The sequence below is a fragment of the Methylobacterium sp. A52T genome, assembly GCF_053346095.1.
In genome coordinates this window covers 1-20,252 of sequence record NZ_JBKFBI010000069.1, presented here as the reverse complement: position 1 = coordinate 20,252, position 20,252 = coordinate 1, and the positions used below count along the sequence as shown (strand labels likewise).

Annotated in this window: 15 protein-coding genes; 6 read left to right on the top strand and 9 right to left on the bottom strand. The window is 71.8% G+C overall.

What is annotated here, in order from left to right; all coding sequences use genetic code 11:
- Window positions 1–93 precede the first annotated feature (93 nt).
- The gene (locus ACLBYE_RS17295; RefSeq protein WP_447695119.1) at window positions 94–1,578 is read left to right on the top strand and encodes a methyl-accepting chemotaxis protein; all 1,485 of its coding nucleotides are present in this window, start codon (window positions 94–96) and stop codon (window positions 1,576–1,578) included.
- Window positions 1,579–1,603: 25 nt separating this feature from the next.
- Here the strand turns inward: ACLBYE_RS17295 and ACLBYE_RS17290 are convergent, their stop codons facing one another.
- Entirely contained in the window at window positions 1,604–2,323 is a 720-nt protein-coding gene (locus ACLBYE_RS17290) for an HWE histidine kinase domain-containing protein (protein WP_447695118.1), read from the bottom strand.
- A 1,292-nt stretch (window positions 2,324–3,615) separates the two neighbouring features.
- Between ACLBYE_RS17290 and ACLBYE_RS17285 the strand changes: the two genes are divergently transcribed.
- The 4 genes from ACLBYE_RS17285 to cydB all read left to right on the top strand — a co-directional run bounded on the left by ACLBYE_RS17285 (window position 3,616) and on the right by cydB (window position 9,029).
- The gene (locus ACLBYE_RS17285; protein WP_447695117.1) at window positions 3,616–5,349 is read left to right on the top strand and encodes a methyl-accepting chemotaxis protein; all 1,734 of its coding nucleotides are present in this window, start codon (window positions 3,616–3,618) and stop codon (window positions 5,347–5,349) included.
- A gap of 36 nt (window positions 5,350–5,385) precedes the next feature.
- On the top strand, window positions 5,386–6,336 hold the full coding sequence (locus ACLBYE_RS17280) for a substrate-binding domain-containing protein (protein WP_447695116.1): 951 nt from the start codon (window positions 5,386–5,388) through the stop codon (window positions 6,334–6,336).
- A 231-nt stretch (window positions 6,337–6,567) separates the two neighbouring features.
- On the top strand, window positions 6,568–8,010 hold the full coding sequence (locus tag ACLBYE_RS17275) for a cytochrome ubiquinol oxidase subunit I (protein ID WP_447695115.1): 1,443 nt from the start codon (window positions 6,568–6,570) through the stop codon (window positions 8,008–8,010).
- Window positions 8,011–8,015: 5 nt separating this feature from the next.
- Window positions 8,016–9,029, top strand: coding sequence for a cytochrome d ubiquinol oxidase subunit II (gene cydB, locus ACLBYE_RS17270; RefSeq protein WP_447695114.1), 1,014 nt, complete (start codon window positions 8,016–8,018; stop codon window positions 9,027–9,029).
- A gap of 72 nt (window positions 9,030–9,101) precedes the next feature.
- Here the strand turns inward: cydB and ACLBYE_RS17265 are convergent, their stop codons facing one another.
- The 8 genes from ACLBYE_RS17265 to ACLBYE_RS17230 form a co-directional block, all read right to left on the bottom strand.
- The gene (locus tag ACLBYE_RS17265; protein ID WP_447695113.1) at window positions 9,102–9,926 is read right to left on the bottom strand and encodes an alpha/beta hydrolase; all 825 of its coding nucleotides are present in this window, start codon (window positions 9,924–9,926) and stop codon (window positions 9,102–9,104) included.
- Between the two features lie 65 nt (window positions 9,927–9,991).
- Entirely contained in the window at window positions 9,992–11,275 is a 1,284-nt protein-coding gene (locus ACLBYE_RS17260) for a hypothetical protein (RefSeq protein WP_447695112.1), read from the bottom strand.
- Window positions 11,272–13,062, bottom strand: a complete 1,791-nt coding sequence (locus tag ACLBYE_RS17255; protein ID WP_447695111.1) for an alpha/beta fold hydrolase — start codon at window positions 13,060–13,062, stop codon at window positions 11,272–11,274. The genes ACLBYE_RS17260 and ACLBYE_RS17255 overlap by 4 nt, the downstream gene beginning before the upstream one ends.
- Entirely contained in the window at window positions 13,052–15,487 is a 2,436-nt protein-coding gene (locus ACLBYE_RS17250; protein WP_447695110.1) for a glycosyl hydrolase 2 galactose-binding domain-containing protein, read from the bottom strand. Before ACLBYE_RS17250 ends, ACLBYE_RS17255 begins: the two co-directional genes overlap by 11 nt.
- 8 nt (window positions 15,488–15,495) lie before the next feature.
- Entirely contained in the window at window positions 15,496–16,467 is a 972-nt protein-coding gene (locus ACLBYE_RS17245) for a DUF1839 family protein (RefSeq protein ID WP_447695109.1), read from the bottom strand.
- A 4-nt stretch (window positions 16,468–16,471) separates the two neighbouring features.
- Window positions 16,472–17,428 (bottom strand): amino acid--[acyl-carrier-protein] ligase, encoded by a 957-nt coding sequence (locus ACLBYE_RS17240; protein WP_447695108.1) that lies wholly within the window; start codon window positions 17,426–17,428, stop codon window positions 16,472–16,474.
- Window positions 17,428–18,591, bottom strand: a complete 1,164-nt coding sequence (locus ACLBYE_RS17235) for an acyl-CoA dehydrogenase family protein (protein ID WP_447695107.1) — start codon at window positions 18,589–18,591, stop codon at window positions 17,428–17,430. Before ACLBYE_RS17235 ends, ACLBYE_RS17240 begins: the two co-directional genes overlap by 1 nt.
- Window positions 18,588–18,836 carry an acyl carrier protein gene (locus ACLBYE_RS17230; RefSeq protein WP_170855117.1) on the bottom strand — a complete coding sequence of 83 codons (249 nt, stop codon included), beginning with the start codon at window positions 18,834–18,836 and terminating at the stop codon, window positions 18,588–18,590. Before ACLBYE_RS17230 ends, ACLBYE_RS17235 begins: the two co-directional genes overlap by 4 nt.
- A 390-nt stretch (window positions 18,837–19,226) precedes the next feature.
- Here ACLBYE_RS17230 and ACLBYE_RS17225 point away from each other — a divergent pair.
- Window positions 19,227–20,252, top strand: a 1,026-nt coding sequence (locus ACLBYE_RS17225) for an acyltransferase family protein (protein WP_447695106.1), incomplete at its 3' end; no start/stop codon positions are given.

Sequence of the window (20,252 nt, the reverse complement as noted above, 5' to 3'; positions counted from 1 at the left end):
ACACCAAAAATTGATCTCGATCAAGAAAGTCTTGATCCGGCCGGCCCGGTGCGCGCTTCGGCCGCACCTTCATCCCAGGATGCGGAGAAATCGATGTTCGAGAACGTTCTGGCTGGGCGGGATCACGCGGCCAAACTCGCGGCCTTGAGCCGGTCCCTCGCCACCATCGAGTTCGCGCTGGACGGCACGATCCTCGACGCCAATCCGAACTTCCTGGAAGCCATGGGCTACGCGCTCGAGGAGATCCGCGGCCGGCATCACAGCCTGTTCGTCCCGCCGGCCGAGCGGGAGAGCGAGGCCTATCGGCAGTTCTGGGACAACCTGCGGCGCGGCACCTTCGCGAGCGCCGAGTACAAGCGGCTCGCCAAGGGCGGGCGGGAGGTCTGGATCCAGGCCTCCTACAACCCGGTGCTCGACGCGCGCGGTAGACCGGTCAAGATCGTCAAGTTCGCCACCGACATCACAGCCCAGAAGCTCCGCGCCCTCGATCTGGAAGGGCAGATCGGCGCGCTGCACCGCTCGCAGGCGGTGATCGCCTTCGCGCTCGACGGGACGATCCTCACCGCGAACGCCAATTTCCTCGACGCGGTCGGCTATCGGCTCGACGAGATCGTGGGGCGGCATCACAGCCTGTTCGTCGGCGAGGCGGAGCGCGCCAGCGAGGCTTACCGGATGTTCTGGGCCGCCCTGGCGCGCGGGGAGTATCAGTCCGGCGTGTTCAGCCGCACCGGCAAGGCCGGGCGGGAAGTCTGGATCCAGGCGACCTACAATCCGATCACGGACGCGGATGGACGGCCCGTCCGGGTCGTCAAGTTCGCCACCGACATCACCGCCCAGGTCCGCGAGCGGCAGCAGCGCGCCGCGGCGCAGCGCGCCATCGGCGCCGAGCTGGACGCCATCGCCGACGCCGTGGCGGATGTGACCCGCCAGGCCGACGCGGCGGTCACGCGCGTGGACCGCGTGTCCGGCGACATCCGCTCGGTGGCTACCGGCGCGGAGCAGCTGTCGGCCTCGGTGGACGAGATCAGCCAGCAGGTGAGCCACGCCGCCGAGATGGCCGGGCAGGCCGTGGAGCAGGCGCAGCGCACCGGCCGGATCGTGACCGGCCTCAGCGACCAGGCCGCGCAGATCGGCGCGGTGCTGAGCCTCATCTCCGGCATCGCCGCGCAGACCAACCTGCTCGCACTGAACGCCACCATCGAGGCGGCCCGTGCCGGCGAGGCCGGCCGCGGCTTCGCGGTGGTGGCGTCGGAGGTGAAGACCCTGGCCGCGCAGACGGGGCGCGCGACGGAACAAATCCGCCAGCAGATCGCCTCGACGCAGGCGGCGACCCGGGAGGCCGTCGACGCCATCGACACGATCCAGGGCACGATCCGGACCCTGGACGCTGCCTCGTCGACCATCGCGGCGGCCGTGGAGGAGCAATCCGCGGTGATGCGCGAGATGTCGGGCACCATGCAGACCGCCGCACAGGACGTCTCCGCGATCTCCGGCGGGATGACCACGATCGCGCAGGCGAGCGGCCGTGCCGACCGCGCGACGCGGCAGGTCCGGGAGACCGCGCGGGCTTTCGGCTGAGGCGATCCGGGCGGACGCCGCCGGGTCAGCCCGGATCGCCGCCCTCGTCCGCGCGCTCGTCCTCGACCAAGCGCCCGATCCGCGGGATCAGCGGGCAGCCGACCGTGCAGCGCAGGCCGTCGGGCTCGAAGGCGAGCGCGACGGTCGCCCGCAGCTCGTAGCTCAGCATCTCGGTGAGCACCTGCATGCCGAAGCCGCGCCGGCTCGGCTGCGCGACGCCCGCACCGCCCGATTCCTTCCAGACGAGCGTCAGGTCGCCGGGCGCGCTGACTTCGGCGCCGGCGACGACCCAGGTGACGTCGACACCCCCCTTCGAGAGACCGAAGGTGCCGTGCTCGATCGCGTTGCTGCAGAGTTCGTGGACCGCGAGGGCCATCAGCTGCGCGGCCTTCGGCCGGAGGCGCACGGTCGGCCCTGCCAGCGTCGCCTGCTCGCCTTCGCGGATCAGGTGGATCATCAGCTCGTCGGAGATGAGCGTGTGCAGGCTGACCTCGCCGAACGTGTCGGCCGCGACCCGCACGCGCGCGATGGCGTCCAGCCGACCTTCGAGATGCGTCGCGTAGCCGTCGACGGTCTCGGCGGTCTCGGCCGAGAGACGCAGGACCGCCCGCAGCATCGCCAACGTGTCGCGCAAGCCGTGACGCAGACCGTCCGGTGTGCCGGACTCGTCCAGGAGGCGGCGGAGACGGGCGTTGTCCGCTTCGAGCTGCGCGACGCGCGCGGCCATTGCTTGTGGCTCTGCCATGTTCGCTCTCTCAGCGCCGAAAGCCGGGAGGTTCCGTTCAGCTCACATAACGTATCGCGGACCTGCGCCAGCATCACAGACCGGAGATTTTCGCTGAACCGGGCGGGAAGTGCCGGTTCGCGCCCGTCTGACCTGAGCACGCCCCACCGCGGAGCGATCATCGAACTCCGAGATGCTGTCAGCCCGTCCCCGCGACCATTCATCCCGGTCCGAGGCTACGATCTGACCGGAGGCCGATCTTCGACGAGGCACCTCCGAGCCGAACGGAAAGCTTCGGCCTTATCACCCCGAGCGACAATCCGGCCGCGTCGACGTTCCCGATCATCCCGAGCCGGCCGAATGCCGGATGGCGGTTTCGGCAGGCTTCGAGCGTCGCCGTCGAACCCGGTTCGACCTGCACCATCCGCCGGCGACCCGGAAAACGCCAGCGGTAGGGCGGCGGACGCGCCCGCCCAGGGGGCCTCGCATACGCCCCACGCCGGGCCGGAGTCCGACCCTTGTTTCGGTTCGGCTAACCATTCCTGCCGCCGTCGCCTACCCGTGGCCGCACTCGATGTGCGGGAGACGGATGCGTGGCGGGACAAAGCTTGCGGAAGGCAGGACGGCTGAAGCGGCTCTGGCCCGGGCGCGCGGCTGCCCTTCCGCCGGCACCGCGGTCGCCGGGACTGGCCGACCTGCCTGAACCGCCGCCGCCGCGCGGTCTCACGGCCTCCGAGCTGATCGCCATGGCGCGCCAAGCCCGGGTTATGTCCGATGAGAGGGATCCGGCAAAAACCACGAGCGTTTCCTGAGGTCCGCCGCACGCTGTCGGGAGGTCGTCATGGGGCTGGTCGCCTTCATCGTCTTCGTCTGTCCCTGGATGGGCATCGCCGGCCTGCTGTGGATGCGGGCACAGCAGGCCAAGCCGCTCTGACCGGGGCCCTGTCGCCGCGTCGCTCGGCGATCGTCTCGGCCGCGATACGTCCTCCGAGCGGCCCGCCCGGAGGCACGCCGTGGCCCGCGCTTCGGCCTGTATCGAGCTGGTCCTGATGCTCACTGACGAGCGCGGCCGCGCGACTCTCCGGGAGCGACAAAATAAGACGCGTAGCAGCTTGCCCTGCAATATTGCATCGCCATCTCACTCGCCATTCCTGTATTGGTCTTTTTTTGTTTGATTGAGTAGATTATAATTTTGTCAATTTAAATATGTGATCTCGACTCCTTGTAGTTGAAGAAAAATTATAAAATATCTAGCGCATTTGTTGGCTCATTGAAGGCAATTGATTTTTACCGGTACGTAAACTAGATGCACCATGGTGATCCTTCCTAGGGTCGGGATTGTGGTTCCACTCATTATTCGAACAATCTATCGCTGCAATTGGCGCTTCAGAACGATCTTGATCGTCTTCGCAGGGTCGATGATCTCGCTCACTTTTGGAATTGTCTACGTTCTGCTATTGCAGGTCGGCGCGATCGACGCTGCCACCCGAACCCTGGCTCAGGAGATCGGGGCTGTCCGGGCTCTCGGCACCATGAATCAGCGGACGCAGGAGCTCCGTGCGGTGGAACGGCCCGCGCGCGCCGTATCGTCCGAGGCCGGCCCTCGGGAGGACATCAACCGGACAACCGAGGCGCACGAGGCATTCCTCAAGGCCTGGAACACCTATGTGCCGACCGTCAGGACTGCGGACGAGCGGGAGCGCGCTCGAGGTCTGTGGGACGCCTGGCAGCATTTCCTCGCCGTGGAGGCGGAGGCGGCCGCCCTTGACAGGGCTGGGGAACGCGATCTCGCCGACAGGGTGCGGACGACGGCGCTTCAGGCCGACGCGGCAGCTGTCGCACGGGATATCGACGCGCTGCTGACCGACCGCGACGCCGCGGTCGTCGAGCAACTCGGAGCTGTCGACGCCGCCGGCTCGACGCTCCGCCCGAGCCTCGTGGCCGGCTTGTCCGCCGCTGCGCTGGCTGCCCTGGTCCTGGTGCAGGCCATCCTGCGCGGCGTCGCGCAGCCGATGACAGCGCTGGCCTCGGCCATGCAGCGACTGGCCGACCACGATCTCACGGTCGCGGTCCCGGCGGCAACGGGCTGCACCGAACTCGCAGTCATGGCGGCCGCGACGAGAGCTGTTCAGGAAACGCTGCGGCAGGCCGTGCAGCGCGACGCGGAGGCCGATCGGTCGCGCGCTCAGAGCGAGCATCGCCGCACCGTGATCGAACACGCGACCGAGCGGGTCGAAACTAGGATCGGCGGCATCGTCGAGGGCGTGTCTTCGACCGCCGCGGCGCTGCGCGTCACCGCGGACGACGTGGGCCGGGCGATCCGCGATCGGGCGCTTCGATCGACCACGATGGGCGCCGCGCTCGCGCAGACGCGATCGAAGGTCCGGCAGTGCGCCGTGTCTGCCGAGACGTTCGGCGCGGCGGTCGCAGAGGTCGGGGCGCAGGCCGAGGCCACCGCGACCCTTGCCGGAAGCGCCGCAGCGGACGCGGCCCGGACAACCGCCCGAGTTCAGGCGCTGAGCAGCGCCGTCGACCGCATCGGCGACGCGGTCCGCATGATTGCCAAGATCGCCGCACAGACGAACCTGCTGGCCCTCAACGCCACGATCGAGGCCGCCCGGGCCGGCGACGCGGGCCGCGGCTTCGCGGTGGTCGCTTCCGAAGTGAAGGCCCTGGCCGCGCAGACCAGGGAGGCCACCGAGATCATCGGCCAGCACGTCTCCGAGATCCGGGGCTCGACCGACGCGGCGGTGTCGGCGATCGCGGGCATCACGGCGCGGGTCGAGGACGTGAGCCGCGCGGCGAACGCCATCGTCGATTCCGTGGAGCGGCAGGGTGCGACCGCGCGGGAGATCGTGACGGCCATCGCGGAGGCGACCGACGGCACCGAGCGCTTCGACGCGGAGGGCGCGGGCGTCGCCGAGATTACCGAGGCGGCCGAGCCGACGACGACGGCCGTGCTGACCGCGGCCGACAGCCTGACCCAGGACGCCGCCCGTCTCGGCGAGGCGCTCGCGGGCCTATTGGAGAGCCTCCGTGCGGCGTGAGGCGGGGCACGCTGCGAGCGGGACGGAACAGGCCCCATGAACTGGACCGATTGGGTACGCGGCCGCTCCGTCGGCGGGTCGCTCCGGAGGGGATCCCTCGTCCTCGCCCTCGCGGCATGGGCGCTGCCAGCCTCGGCAACCACCATCGCGTTCCTGACACCGGCGGGCGTCGCCCGGCGCCTGCAAGACGGCCTCGACGAGCAGGCACGCGCGCGGGGCGTCGCGGCTCGCTTCGCCGACGCGCCCGACGGTGCGAGCGACGGGCAGATCGCGCAGGCGCGGCGGCTGATCGCCGAGAAGACCGACGCCCTCGTGGTCGTGCCGGTCGACTCCGCGGCGCGCGAGGAGATCACCCGGCTGGCCCTGGAGGCCGACGTGCCGCTGGTCCTCATCGGGCACGGCGCACGGACCGATTGGTTTGCCGGACGCGTCACCCAGGTCGTGCCGAGCGATCTCGTCGCCGGGCGGCTGCAGATGCGCAAGCTCGCCCAGATGTCGGGTGAGGCCGGGCGCGTCGCGATCCTCGCGGGTAGCGCCACCGATCCCGTCTCGGGGCTCCGCAGCAGGGGCGCCAGGGAGGTGCTGGCGGAGAGCCCGGGTCTCCGCCTCGTCGCGGAGGCCACGACGGATGCCAGCCGCGCGACGGCGCGGGCCACCGTCGCCGGGTGGCTTGCCCGAGGCATCGGCATCGACGCGATCGCCGCGACCAGCGACGAGATGGCGCTCGGCGCCGCCGAGGCGGTCGAGGCTGCCGGGATTCCGGCGGGCCGGATCCGCATCGGCGGGGTGGATGCCACCGCCGAGGGCATGCAGGCGATGCAGGACCTGCGCCTCGCTGTGACGATCTTCCAGGACGCGGGCGTCCAGGGCCGGCGCGCGGTCGACGACGCCCTGGCGCTGATCCGTCGCGAGCCGGTTCCGCCCTGCGACTGGGTCGCGTCCGAGCTGATCACGGACCGCATGTCGACCACGCACTTCTCGCGCTAGACCGCGCCGGCGGGCGAGCCTCATTCGTCCCGGCGCCGGTTCGGCCCATCAGTGCGCCATGAGGCGGCAGAGGTGCTTGCCTGCAGGATGTCACGGGTGGCGCGGGTGTGGGCGTCGATCCAGCGCCATCGCGCCGACGCCCTCAGATCCACGGCGCCGGCCTTGAGCTGAATCAACGCGTCGCGATCCGGGCCACGGCAGAGCTGCCGCGTTCGTCCCCTGGAGACCGCGATGTCCGCCCTCGAACTGCCGAGTGCAGTCAATCTCGCGCGAGCCCAATTCGCGCTCACCGTCGTCTGGCACTTCCTGTTCCCGGCCTTCACCATCGGGCTCGCGAGCTACCTCGCCGTGCTCGAAGGCTTCTGGCTGCGCACCGGGAGGGCCGTCTATCTGGACACCTACCGCTACTGGCTCCGCATCTTCGCGGTCGCCTTCGCGATGGGCGTCGTGTCCGGGCTGGTCATGAGCTACCAGTTCGGCACGAACTGGTCGGTCTTCGCCGACCGGACCGCGCCGGTGCTCGGGCCGCTTCTCGGCTACGAGGTGCTCACGGCCTTCTTCCTGGAGGCGGGCTTCCTCGGCGTCATGCTGTTCGGCCTGGAGCGGGTCGGAAAGGGGCTCCACTTCCTGGCGACCTGCCTCGTCGCCGTCGGCACCCTGACCTCCGCGTTCTGGATCCTGTCGGCCAATTCCTGGATGCAGACGCCCACCGGCCACGTCATCGGGCCGGACGGCCGCTTCGACCCGGCCGACTGGTGGGCGATCGTCTTCAACCCGTCCTTCCCCTACCGCTTCGCCCACACGGTCACCGGCGCCTACCTCACCACCGCGATGATCGTCGGCGCCGTGGGCGCGTGGCACCTGCTGCGGGACCGGACGAACCCCCGGGCCCGGCTGATGTTCTCGATGGCCATGTGGATGGCCGCCGCGGTGGCCCCGGCCCAGCTGGTGATCGGCGACCTGCACGGCGGCAATTCCTACGCGCACCAGCCCGCCAAGGTCGCCGCCATGGAGGGTCATTTCCGGACGGAGCGCCGGGCCCCCGCGATCCTGTTCGGGTGGCCGGACGCGGAGGCGGGCACGGTGCGGGGCCGGATCGGCATTCCCGGCCTCGCCAGCCTCTACCTGACCCACGATCTCGACGGCGAGGTTCGCGGGCTCGACGACATGCCGCGCGACCTCTGGCCGACCAACCTCCCCCTGGTGTTCTGGTCGTTCCGGATCATGGTCGGCCTCGGCCTGCTGATGATCGCCCTCGGTCTCGCCGCGCTGTGGCTGCGCCACCGCGGGCGGCTCTACGACACGCCCTGGCTGCACCGCTTCGCGGTTGGCATGGGACCGTCCGGCCTGATCGCCGTCACGGCCGGCTGGACGGTGACCGAGGCGGGCCGTCAGCCCTTCACCGTCTACGGCGTGCTGCGCACCGTCGACAGCGTGTCACCGGTGGCGGCCCCGGCCGTCGCCGCCTCGCTGGCGGCCTTCGCGGCGGTCTACCTCGCGGTGTTCGGCGCGGGCATCTGGTACCTGCTGCACCTGTTCAATCAGGCGCCGCACGCCCACGAGCCCGGCCCGCCACCCGGACAGCCGATCCGCACCGCCGGCATCACGCCCGCCCCCGCCCTCGTCGCCGGTAATCCGGGTGCCGGCCGCCCCCTCGCGCAGCCCGCGGAGTAGCCCCGATGCCCCTCGATCTCACGCTCATCTGGGCGCTCCTCATCGCCACGGCGGTCTTCCTCTACGTGGTGATGGACGGCTTCGACCTCGGGGTCGGCATCCTGTTCCCGGCGGTGCGCGGCAAGGCGGACCGGGACGTCATGGTCAACACCGTGGCGCCGGTCTGGGACGGGAACGAGACCTGGCTCATCCTCGGCGGCGGCGGGCTGTTCGCGGTGTTCCCGCTGGCCTACGCCACGATCCTGCCGGCGCTCTACATGCCGCTGATCCTGATGCTCCTCGCGCTGGTCTTCCGCGGCGTCGCCTTCGAGATGCGGTTCCGCGCGGCCTCGCCCACGAGCCAGCGGACCTGGGACCGGTCCTTCTCGTGGGGCAGCTACGTGGCGACCTTCTGCCAGGGCATCTGCCTCGGGGCCCTGGTCCAGGGCATCCGGGTCGAGGGCCGCGCCTACGCCGGAGGCTGGTGGGACTGGCTGACGCCGTTCTCGGTGCTGACCGGGGCCGCGCTGGTCGCCGGCTACGGTCTGCTCGGCGCCTGCTGGCTGATCTGGAAGACGGAGGGCGAGCTCCAGCTCCGGGCCTACCGGCTCGCGCGCCGGCTCGGCCTCGTCACGCTGGCGGCCATCGTCGTCGTCTCGGCGGCGATGCCGATCCTCAGCGACGCGTTCCGCGCGCGGTGGCTGTCCTGGCCGAATCTCGCGCTGGCCGCGCCGGTACCGGCCCTGGTCGCGCTGCTGGCGTGGCGCTTCTTCGTCGCGCTCGATCGGCGGGCCGAAGTGACGCCGTTCCTCTGCGCCCTGGGCCTGTTCCTCATGTCGTATGTCGGGCTCGGGATCAGCCTGTGGCCGATGATCGTCCCGCCGGTGATCACGATCTGGGACGCGGCGACCCACCCGAGCAGCCAGGCGTTTCTGCTGGCCGGCGCGATAATCCTGGTCCCGATGATCCTGGCTTACACTGGCTACGTCTACTGGCTGTTCCGCGGCAAGGTCGCGGCGGGCGCGCCGGGCTATCACTGAGAACCGCGGCCCGTCGAACGGGGACGCAGGGATCGGCGCGCCGCGCCGGTCCCTGCCCTCGCGCGCTCGGCCTCACGGGCCGGCACGGGCGCCCTTGACGAAACGCGCGACGTCGTCCGCGACCGAGTACCGGAGACTGAACGGGAAGCTCATCGCGTGGACGATCTGGCCGTGCCCGAGACCCGGGTAGACCTTCATCGTCTCCCTGCCGTCGAAGCCGCGCAGCTCCCGGTCGAGAGCCAGGGTTCCGGCGGGGTTGACGTCGAGATCCGCCGCGCCGGTGGCCAGCAGCATCGCCGGATGGGAATCCGCCGCGTGGTTGATCGGCTGCAGGGCCGGATCGCTGCCCGCGAACACCTGGCGGTCCAGCGGATCGGTCAGCGCCGACGTCGCGTAGGGCCCGGCCAGCCCGACGATCCCGGCGAGCTTGGCGGGACTGGAGCCGGCCCGCTGAAGCCATGTCGCGTCGAGGCCCAGCATCGCGGCGGCCCAGGCCCCCGAGGAATGCCCCACGACGGTGACGCGGGCGGGATCGCCGCCGTACTCGGCCGCGTGCGCGAGGGTCCAGGCGACGGCGGCGGCGTTGTCCGCGAGGATGTCCTGGAGGCTCGCCGCCGGGACGTGGCGGTACTCGGGGATGACCGCGACGACGCCCCGCCTCGCGAAGGCCGCGCCCACGTAGGCAACCTCGTCCTTCGATCCGGTCCGCCACCCGCCGCCGTACAGGAACACGGCGACCGGACGCGGCTTCCCGGCGGCCGGCCGGTAGATGTCGGCCCGGTGCGCGCTCCCGTCGGCATAGGGGACGCCCTTGTCCACGTGGACTTCGAGCGGCGCGAGCGCGTTCAGGACCGCGAGCGTCAGGCCGACGATCGTGTCACCCAGGTAGCTCAGCATGGATCAGGCCTCCGCGAGGGTCGGCGTTCGGGCGCGATTCGGAACGGACCGCGTCGGCGGCCGGCCTAGGTGAGCTCGACGACGCCGAGGCGGTCCGTCACCGGGACCGGCACCCGCCTGTCCGCGGGAAGATCCACCACGCTCACCGCGCCGTCGTCGTCGAAGCGGTGGAGCCTCACCCGTCGGGGCTGCCGCGACAGGCGGAGCTCGGCGGTCCGCGCCGGCAGGTCCGGCCGGGCGGCCCGGCTGCGCCGGTCCCAGCCGTCGAGGCCGAGCCAGATCGGGACGAGGGTCGCCCCATCCCGCCGCGCGAACCGCGCGGTGACGAGATCGGGAACGGGGCTGCCGAGCGTGACGTCGCGGTCGGCCGGAACGGCGGCGATTTCCCCGGTTAAGGCTCCGAACAGCCGGACGAGATTGCGCACCGCCGCGAAGGCGGGCGTTGGGCGACCGTCGTGGGCGAGAAGGCCGAAGCGGCTCTCGGGATCCGCGTCGCCGCGATCGAAGCTGGAGATCAGCTCGTACAGGTAGGTCCGCCGCACGCCCTGGAGGTAGCTCCAGAGCAGCATCCGCGGGAGGTAGCGGGCGCGCAGGCCCGGCGAGATCGGCAGGTGGGCGCTGCCGGTGGCGAGCGCCGTGTGGTAGCCGTTCTCGGTCGCGATCACCGGCGCGTCGCCGAAGACCGGGCGCGCGGCCGCGACGAAGCGCGCGAGGCTGCCGCCGCCGTCGGTTTCCGGGTGCTCGGCCCCGGGATAGGCGTGGATGTTGGCGAGGTCGACGATCGCCGCGAGGTTCTGCGCCGCCGCGACGTTGCCCTGGATGTAGCTCGGTCCGGCCACGCGGACGGCATCGGCCCGAGCATCCGCCCGCACCGCACGGAACAGGGCCGCCTGATGATCGGCCGAGAGCCGCGCGAGGGCCGGCCGCGCCGCGACCGGCGGCTCGTTGCCGCCCTCCGCCACGATGAGCCCGTCGCCGGCCCAGCCGGCGATCTCGGCGAAGCGCTCCGGCGGCACCCGCGGCCCCGGCGTGAGCCCGTCGTAGAAGATAAGGCTGAAGCGGTAGCCCCGGTCGGCCAGATCGGCGATGCGCTCGAACTGCCCGGCCGGCTCGTCGCCGAAGAGCACGATGTCGTCGCGCAGGTGCCGGATCCCGAGTTCGTCGAGCGCCTCGGCGCAGGCGGCGAAGCGGTCGACGTAGGGGGTGCCGCGATGGCCGAGATGCACGTTGACGCCGATCGAGTCGATCAGCGCCTCGCAGCGGTGCAGCGGCTCGGCCGCGGCGGCCCGACCGGCCGCGAGGGCGCCCGCTGCCAGGGCAAGGGCCGACCGGCGCGTGAGACGGGTCACGTCCGGCCCGCCAGGGTGAGACCGCTTCCCGGCGCGGCGGCCTTCGCCGCGACGGTGCGCGTCGCGTGGGCGCGGCGGACGGCGCGCAGGAGGTCATGCAGCGCCTCGGCGACCCGGGCCTGGGCCGCGCGGGAGCCGAAATTATGGTCCACGCCCGGCACCACCGTCACGGGCGCTCCGACACGGCGGTCGGCCGATCCGGGCGAGCGTCCCAGATGGCGGCGGACGGCCGCGAGGCCCGGATCGCCCGCGCTGTAGAGCAGGCGGATCTCCGCGTCCCGCCGACGGAGGGCCGCGACCCGCCGGGCGGGCGAGCCCCCGAGCGGACCGGGGCGGAGAGCCCGGCGGAGCCGGCGGATCCCGGCCTCGATGCCGCGCCGGGCGAGGACCGAGGCGATCGCGGCGATCCGGATCTCGCCGCGTATCAGCCGGCGCCAGGTCGCGCCCCGCTTGAGCAGGGCCGCGTAGGTGGACGCGCTCCCGAAGGTCTGCCGGATGACCTGGTCGAGGTCCTGATCCGGGTCCCAGTCGAAGCAGTAGAGGTTGAGCAGGAGCGCGCCATCGATCCGGCGGTCCCGGCAGAGCGCGTGAAAGGCCGCGTAGGCGCCGCTGCACCCGCCGACCAGCAGGATCGGGCCGCCCGCGCCGGCGATCAGGTCGACCGCCGCCGTGACGTCGGCGAAGCCGTCCGCGGCGAAGAGGGGCTTGCGGCCGTCCGGCCGGTCGTCGCTGTCGCCGATGCCGCGCAGGTCGAACCGGACCGACGCGATCCCCTCCGCGGCGAGGCGCCGGGCGAGATCCGTGGTCTGGCGCCCCCATCCGGAATGCACGCTCATGCCCGTCGAGACGAACAGGATCGTCGGCGCCGCGCCCTCCGCCCGGTCGGGCCGGCAGCGGATGCCGATCAGGCCGCGCCCGAAGCGGACCGGCGTCTCCGCCCAGCCCGGTCCGGTCAGCCCGTTCCGGCGCGCGTCGGTGGCGATGCCGCCGGGTCGCGGCCCGGCGGCCGCCATGCCGTCGGTCGCGAAGCCGATGACGCGGGCGAAATCCGCGGTCGGGACATCCGAGAAGATCGGATCGGCGACGAGCGCCGCGAGACCCGGGAACGCTCCCGTCGCCACGTCGCAGCCGAGAGCGCCGAGGCGCGCGGCCAGCGCCTTGGTCTCGGGTGCGAGGAGCAGCGCGTGGCGGGCCGGCGCCCGCGCGAGCCCCGCGAGGTTCAGGTCGGCGAGATCGGCGAGGAACGCCGCCTCCATCCGGAAGCCGCCCACGGTGAGGCTGTCCGGGGCCTGCGCCGGGGCGGACCCGTCCGGCAGGCGTCCGATCGTCTGCGCCCGCAGCCGCATCTCGCGCAGATACGCGCGCCCGGTCGTGACCGGCGCCAGCAGGACGAGGCGGTCGACGGCCTCCGCCTCGCCGGCCAGAGCCGCGAAGGTCGCGCCGAGCCGCAGGCCGACGACGACGATCTCCGCGACGCCGGTCGCCGCGCGCAGGTACGCGATGGCCCCACGCACCGCAGCGACGCAGCCAGCGACCCGGGCCTCGTCGGGATCGGCCGAGTCGCCCTCGCCCGGATAGTCGAAGCGCAGCGTCGGGCAGCCCGCCGCGGCGAGGCCCTCGGCCAGGGAGCGCCAGGGCCGATGCGCGGCCATCTGCTCGAAGCCGTAGGCGCCGCAGAGGACGACGCCCCGCGTCCCGGCCGCCGGATGAAGCCACCCGAACAGCCCGTCGAAGGTCACCGGCACCGACACCGGCACCGCGGCCTCGGACCCGACTTCACCCGTCATGACCGAAATCCACGATGTCGCCGCTGTTGATGGCCCGCACGCGCCCGCGCGGGAGCCGGGCGGCCTCCGCGAAGGTGATGATCCGGCTCGAGCCCGGGGCGAGGTGGAAGCCGCTGTCGGCCGGCCGCGCCCCCGGGGCCAGCACCTGGACGCCGCGGGCGAAGCGCTCGGTGCTGATCCGCAGACCCGGCCCCGCCTCGGTCGCGACCGCCTCGGCCCGGAGGCCGACGGGCGACCGGTCGAGCGGCCCCGCGCCCGGGACGTGGAAGCTCTCGGCGATCACGCGCCCGTCGGCGTCGGTCAGCCGGGCGTGGGCGAGATCGTGGATCCGGGGCCCGAACCGGTAGCTGTCGGTGGCGTCGAAGAAGCGCCCGAGAAGGGTCGCGGAGGTGAACGTGAGCGCCGCACGCGGGCCGGCCACGAGATCGCGCTCGGCGCGCGCCGCGACGCGGCCCGCCACATCGCAGAAGATCAGGGACAGCGTCAGCGCCCGGGCTGTCGCCGTCTCGTTGAGGACGTGGACGTGGAGGCCGTCGAGGCCCTCATCGGTGAGGAGGACCTGGACCGGGCGGAAGGCGCGCCTCAGCGCGTACCAGGCCGATTTCGGGCGCCGCGTCCAGTCGATCACCCCCCAGCCGGCGCCGGGCGCGAGGTCGCGCAGCATCAGGACGAGACCGCCGGCCGTCGGCGAGCGCGGCCGGCGCCACTCGGCGAAGGTCGCCTCCATGACCTCGGCCACCGCGGCGCGGCCGAGCTCGAGGTAGCGGTCCGGATCTTCGACGCGCAGCGTCGCCGGATCGACGCCGTAGAGCGCGCCGACGTAGTGGTCGCGCACCGTCTCAAAATCCCAGTCGGCGCCGCGGTCCCGCGGGATGCCGGCCTGCCAGACCGGGTCGGCCGGTCCGGTCGGGCCCGGCGAGCCGGGTTCGGGCGGATTGGCGAAAGCGAGGCACTCGCTGGCGAAGCCGACCTCGGCCCGGCGGGCATCTTCCAGGGGCCGTCGATAGGCGCCAACGCCGAAATAGTGCGTGCAACCCCCGCGCGGCGAGAACGGCAGGTCGCCGCCGGAGGGCGAGTTCGGCACGACGACGAGATCGGGCCGCGGCGCTGCCACCCGCTCCGCCAGCGTCTCCGCGCCGTAGGCGTCGGCCCAGACGGCCCGCGGCGCCCCGAGCATCGCCGCCTGCTGCCAGACCTCGCTGCCGCCGCAGACGACGCAGAGCGAGGGCGCGGTCTGGGTGCGGTCGAGGAATCCGGTCAGCTCGCGGTCGAGCGCGGCCGCGAAGGCCGGTTCGGCGTGCGGGTAGTCGAAGTTGGCGAGCATCAGGTCCTGCCAGACCAGGATGCCGAGCTCGTCGCAGAGATCGTAGAAGTCCGGGGCCGGATAGAGCGTCGTCCCGGGCACGCGCAGTATGTTCATGCCGGCCTCGCGCGCCAGTTCGAGCAATGCGCGGGTGCCGTCCGAACCTAGCCCGACGAGGTCCGGCGGCGTCCAGACGGCGCCCCGGCAGAAGACCGGCACGCCGTTCACGGCCAGCGCGAGCCCCGCCTCGAACGGCCGCGTGAGCGACAGGGCCCGGAAGCCGACGCGGCCCAGGTCGACCCGCGCCCCGTCGACGCGGACCTCGACCGGATGGAGGTTCGGCGCGCCGTGGGTGTGCGGCCACCAGGGCGCGATGCCGGGCAGCGCCAGCGCGCCCGCGAACAGGCCCGGCTCGACCTCCGCGAGCGTGGCTTCGCCGCCGCCGCACCGGAGGAGGACGGTACCGACCGGACCGTCGACCCGCAGTCGCACGGCCAGCCGGCCGACGTCGCGGTCGAGGGTCGTACGCACGTCCGCGGCGCTGGCGCGAGGGCGGACCGGCTCGACGGTCAGCGGACGATAGGGCCCGACGAGGTCGATCGCGGGGCACCAGCCCGGCATGAAGCCGAGGACGCTGGTGCGCACGTGGCGCAGCGACCCGGGCGTGATCATCCGCGGCCGCCAGCGCCCGCGCTTGGCCGGGCGGTCGAGCTCCGCCCGGAGCGCGCGGAAGCAGAGAACGAGCTCGGAGGCGCCGCCGAGGTCCACGTCGACGACGTGCTCCTCGAACATCGCGCGGGCGCACAGGACCGGGACGCCGTCGAGCCAGACCTCGGCGACGGTGGCAAGGCCCGAGAAGCGCAGCCGGGCCCGCCCGGAACCGGTGATGCGTGTCCGATACCAGACGTCGCGGTCGTGGATCGGCTCCGGCGCCGCCTCGCTCCAGCGTCCGGCCGCTCGAAGGGCGGCGGCGGCGGTGCCCGGAACCTCGGCGGCGATCCAGTCGGTGACCCCGTCCAGATCGCCGGGGCCCGCGCAGGTGCCCGGCGGCGTCGCGGCGAGCCGCCAGGGCCCGAACCGGACCTCCGGCGCGCGGTCGTCGGCGCTGCGGATGCGGGCCATGACGCCTCTCAGCGGTCCAGCGCGCGGTCGAGATCCGCGAAGACGCGGTCGTAGGTCGCCGCGAGGCGGTCCAGGCGCGGCGCCAGGCCCTCGGCCGAGCGGCGATGGAACGCGCGGGCGAGCTGGAACTGGAAGGCCTTGGCCTCGCGGCTCAGGTCGGCGGCGGCAGTGGCGGCTGGCGCGAACCCGCCGTCTTCCCGGGCCTCGAGCCACGTGAGATGGCTGGCGAGCATCTCGAAATTGCCGCCGAGCTGGCGCGTCGTGTTGAAGGCGTAGGCGTGGAACACGCTGAGCGGCCGGACGACCAGCTCCGCGGCCGTCGCCGCGAGGGTGTCGCGGAACGCCAGGACGGGGTTGCGCCGAGGCGCCCGGGCGCGATGCCGGACGAGCAGTTCGCGCGCGACCGCCGGCAGATCTGCCGGGCCGAGCGGCGGGGCGACGGTCTTCACGAACTCGGCGTAGGGCGGCAGCGTCGCTGGCCCGAAGATCCCGGCGTAATCCTTTCCCGCGAGGCGGAAGCGACCCGCATTGTGCAGGTAATCGAGTTCCCGCGCGGCCGGATCGAGGGCCAGGATCCCGATCGTGGTCTTGCCGTGCTCGCGTCCGTAGGTGGTCCCCTGGGTGTCCGGCAGGTAGATCGCGTCGACCTCGACCAGCACCGGCCGGCCGGCCGCGGCCTGGATCACGGCGTGGTTCTCGAGCCCGCCGTAGACCGCGAGTTCCAGCACCTCCAGGCCGTAGAGGCGCTCGATATCGCCGGTCGGCGGCTTGAAGAAGGTGAACTGGTCGCCCTCGAAATCCTGCCGCAGGGTGAAGCCGAGCATCGCCTCCGGCACGAGGCCGCGTCCGTGCAGGAGTTCGATCCAGAGGTCGACGTAGCAGTTCGTCTCCGGCCAGTCGCGGCCGGAATCGTGGAGCGAGTGCGGGACGTAGGGTCCCGCGGCTCCGAGACCCTCCGGCAGGCGAAGCGCGGCGGTCACCGCCTCAGCCCCACAGCTCGGCGCGCACGGCGGCCGGCCACGCGGCGAGATCGAGCCCGTGGTGGCGCAGGAGCGCCAGGGTGATCCGCTCCAGGCCGAAACCGACACAGGCCGTGTGGGCGACCTCGCCGTCGGCCTGGCGCAGATCCCAGGTGCTGCCGAAATGATCCTGGTGATAGTTGAAGCTGAGGCAGGCCGTCGGCTTGTCCACGCTGTTGACCGGGACGTTCAATTCGAACTTCAGCCCCTGCGCCCGCTGGTTGTTGGCGAGCATCCGGCCGGCGCGGCCGAAGAACGGGTCGTTGGCCGCGTCGATCGCGAGCGGGAGACCGAGGGCGCGGATCATGGCCGTGCCGCGCTCGAGCCAGGCTTCGCGGAAGGCCAGGACCTGCTCGGGGCTGCCCATGCGCACGTACTCGCGCATCCGGAACAGCTGCATCCGGGTCGGCTCGAGCGAGGGCTCGCGCCGGAAGCAGTAGGATTGCAGGTCGAACAGCCGGCCCTCGGCCGGCAGCGCGCCCCGCGCGGCGGCGACCGGGTAGACCGGGTAACAGGCCGCGGGCGTCAGCACGATGTCGGTGGCCTCCTGCTGCCCGGTCCACTCGGTCCCGGCCTCGAGGCAGGCGAGGATCTCGGCGTGGCCGCGCGCGTCGCCGCAGAAGCTGTGGACGGTGCCGGCGAGGTTCGGGAAGCCTTTCAGGTAGCCGCTGCGCTCGAAGGCCGGGCGGCTCATGGCCGGCGGGAAGCGCAGCACTTCGGCCACCTCGGCGGCCCCGAGTCGCGTGATCATCCGGTCGAGGGCGTCGACGACGCTCTCGAAGCCGCCGCTACGGCCGTAGAGGCCGTCGACGCCGGTCCGGACGAGCAGGCCGTGATCGAACAGGCGGTCGAGGAAGGTCGGACCGCCGGCCGGCTCGTCCTCGAGCAGCGCGTCGCCGGGGGCAGAGGAGATCGATTCCATCACGCACTCATGAGCTGGCCGCTGCCCTTCTGCACGAGCAGGAGCTTGGCGGTGTTGGCGAGGATGCGGTCGTTGCCAATCATCAGCGGCGCGGAGAGGACGTCGCGCAGCGGCCGCCCCAGGCTGAAGGGCGTGTCGTTGCGGTAGCCGGCGAGGCCGACAATCGCGAGTGCCCGCCGGACGATGTCGACCGCCATGTCGGAGACGGTGATCTTCAGGTTGTTGAGCATCACGCAGAAGCCCACCGAGCCGATCGTGTCGGCGTCCCCGTGCGCGTCCTCGAAGCGGCGCAGGGCCGACACGATGGTGCCGCGCATGGCCTGATGCGCGCTGGAGACCTCGGCGAGGCGCGTCGCGGTCGGTGGGACCTGCCCGGGCCGGCGCCGCGCCTCGGCCTGCACGAAGGCGCGGGCGCGGTCGACCGCGTAGGTCGCGATCCCGTACCAGACGCTGCTCCACAGGAGGTGCGAGGAAGCCAGCATCGACTGGGCAGCGATCTCCGCGAAGGGCTTCGGCAGGATCTGCTCGACCGGGACGTTCCGCGCCTCCAGGCGGAAGCCGTCGCTGCAGGTCCCGCGCATCCCGAGCGTGTCCCAGTCGCCCGTGCGCGCGAGGGAGATCTGGTTGGCCATCAGCGCGACGAGGACCTGATCGGACGTCGCGGCGTCCGGATGGCGCCGGGCCGTGGCGAGGATCAGGTCGGCGTGGGCGCCGTAGGAGATCACCGACGCGTCCTTGCCGAGGGCGAAGACCTCGCCGGTCGTCTCAATGGCGCAGAGGCTGTTGCGCAGGTCCCCGCCGATGCCCGCCTCCGTGGTCGAGGAGGCGACCAGCAGCTGCTCGCGCGCGATGCGCTCCATCAGGCGCCCATGCCACGGGCTGTCGAGGCCGTGGGTCACGAGGCTGGAGACCTTGATGTGGTGCATCGCGAAGACCATCGCGGCCGCGCTGCAGGCCTGCCCGAGCGTGCTGCACAGCTCGGCGATCTGCGTCAGTCCCGCCCCCTCCCCGCCGAACTGGCCCGGGATCTGGAGGCCGAGCAGCCGCTCTGCCCTCATCGCGGCCACGGCCTCCGCGGGGAAGCGGCCTTCGCGGTCGACGGCGTCAGCGTGGTGCGCCGCCACCGCCGCGGCCCGCTCGGCCCGCGCGGCGAGCGTGCTCATGCGGCTTCCTGCTGGATCAGGGTGGAGACGGCCTCGCGGATCGCGCGGATCGACGAGAACGACTTGCGGTTCAGGAGCTCGTCCGGGAACTCGATGCTGAAACGCTCCTCGAGGCCCAGCATCAGCTGTACGGAACCGAACGAGTCCAGCCCGAGATCGAACAGGCTGTCATCCTCGGAGAGCTGGTCGGCCTTCCCGGCGAAGGCTTCGTTCGCCCCGAGAATCTCACGGATGTCTTGAGCGATGTTCAAGGCGGAACTCCTTATTCCAGTTATCGCGACGCTATTGAACGGATCGGCTCGGCGTCAAATTATCTATTGATTAATAGTAAATAGCGGCTCGTACCGGGAGACACACGATTGCGCACCATGCAAACAGGTCCCGGACGGGGCCGGCGGCCTACATTGGGTGGAGCGACCTTTACGATCACTTTCCAGCTCTTGCTTTCGTGATCGTCCGTCCAGAGATTTCGCGGATTTAGCAACTCATGCGTGTAGATGCCCCGCCTGATCTTAAATTCGAGACGCGGGCCATTTAGGACGTTTCCGGACTCGTCGTGACGCGGCAGGGCCATCTCGGCCATAAGGGCGCGACGTCGCCCGACCCGGGCGGGCCCAGCGATCAGCCGGCGCGCGATGATCTACAACCTTCAAATCCTGCGCGCCGTCGCCTCGTACCTCGTCTTCCTCACGCATTTCGGCCTCTACATCGGCCCCGTGCTGCCGAGGCCGGATCTATTCGCCTTCGGCGCGAGCGGGGTCGACGTGTTCTTCGTGCTCTCCGGGTTCATCATGTTCGTGAGCACGAGCGGACGCCGCGAGAGCCCGGGCGAGTTCCTGCTCCGCCGCGCGTCGCGCGTTGTCCCGGTCTACTGGCTCGTCACGCTCGCCCTGGCGCTGATCGCGCTGACGGGCCTGAAACCCATCGGGATCGTGGAGATCCGGCCGGACTACGTCGTCCAGTCCCTGCTGTTCCTGCCGTTCTCTCGCGGCGGCTTCGTCGAGCCGCTGAACTCCGTGGGCTGGACACTCAATTACGAGATGTTCTTCTACGTGGTCTTCGCGGGGCTGCTCATGGTGCCGAAACCCGCCTTCCGGGCGCTCGGTGCGGCCGCGATCTTCCTGGCGCTGATCCTGCTCGGGTTGCTGCCCGCGTCGAAACTCTACTGGGCGTACTACACGAAGCCGATCCTGATCGAGTTCGCCGCCGGCATCGGGCTGGGATACGCCTACCGGCGGCTTCGGAAGCCGTCCGCGGGCTTCCCGGTCCGGCGCGTGGCGTGCGCGGCCGTCGCGGCGGCTCTTCTGCTCATCCTCGGCGGCCAGATCGTGACCGACGCGCTCGGCGTCAGCCCCGAGCTGTCCGGGTTCGCGCGGCCGCTGATCTGGGGGGCCGCCGCCGTCCTGATCGTCGGTGCGATGCTGCTGCTGGAGCGGGGCGGCATCGCCCTGAAGTCGCGCTGGCTGCTGTCGCAGGGCAATGCCAGCTATTCCTTCTACCTTGTCCACAACCTGCTGCTGCACAGCGCCGCCAAGATCGCGGCGCTCGTCGTCGCGCCCGGCTTCGCGCGCGCCGCCCTGATCTTCGCGATCGCGTTCCCGGCGGGGGGCGCCCCCCGCGGACTGCTGGTCCCGTGTGTGGGGGCGCCGGGGGTCCGCGGC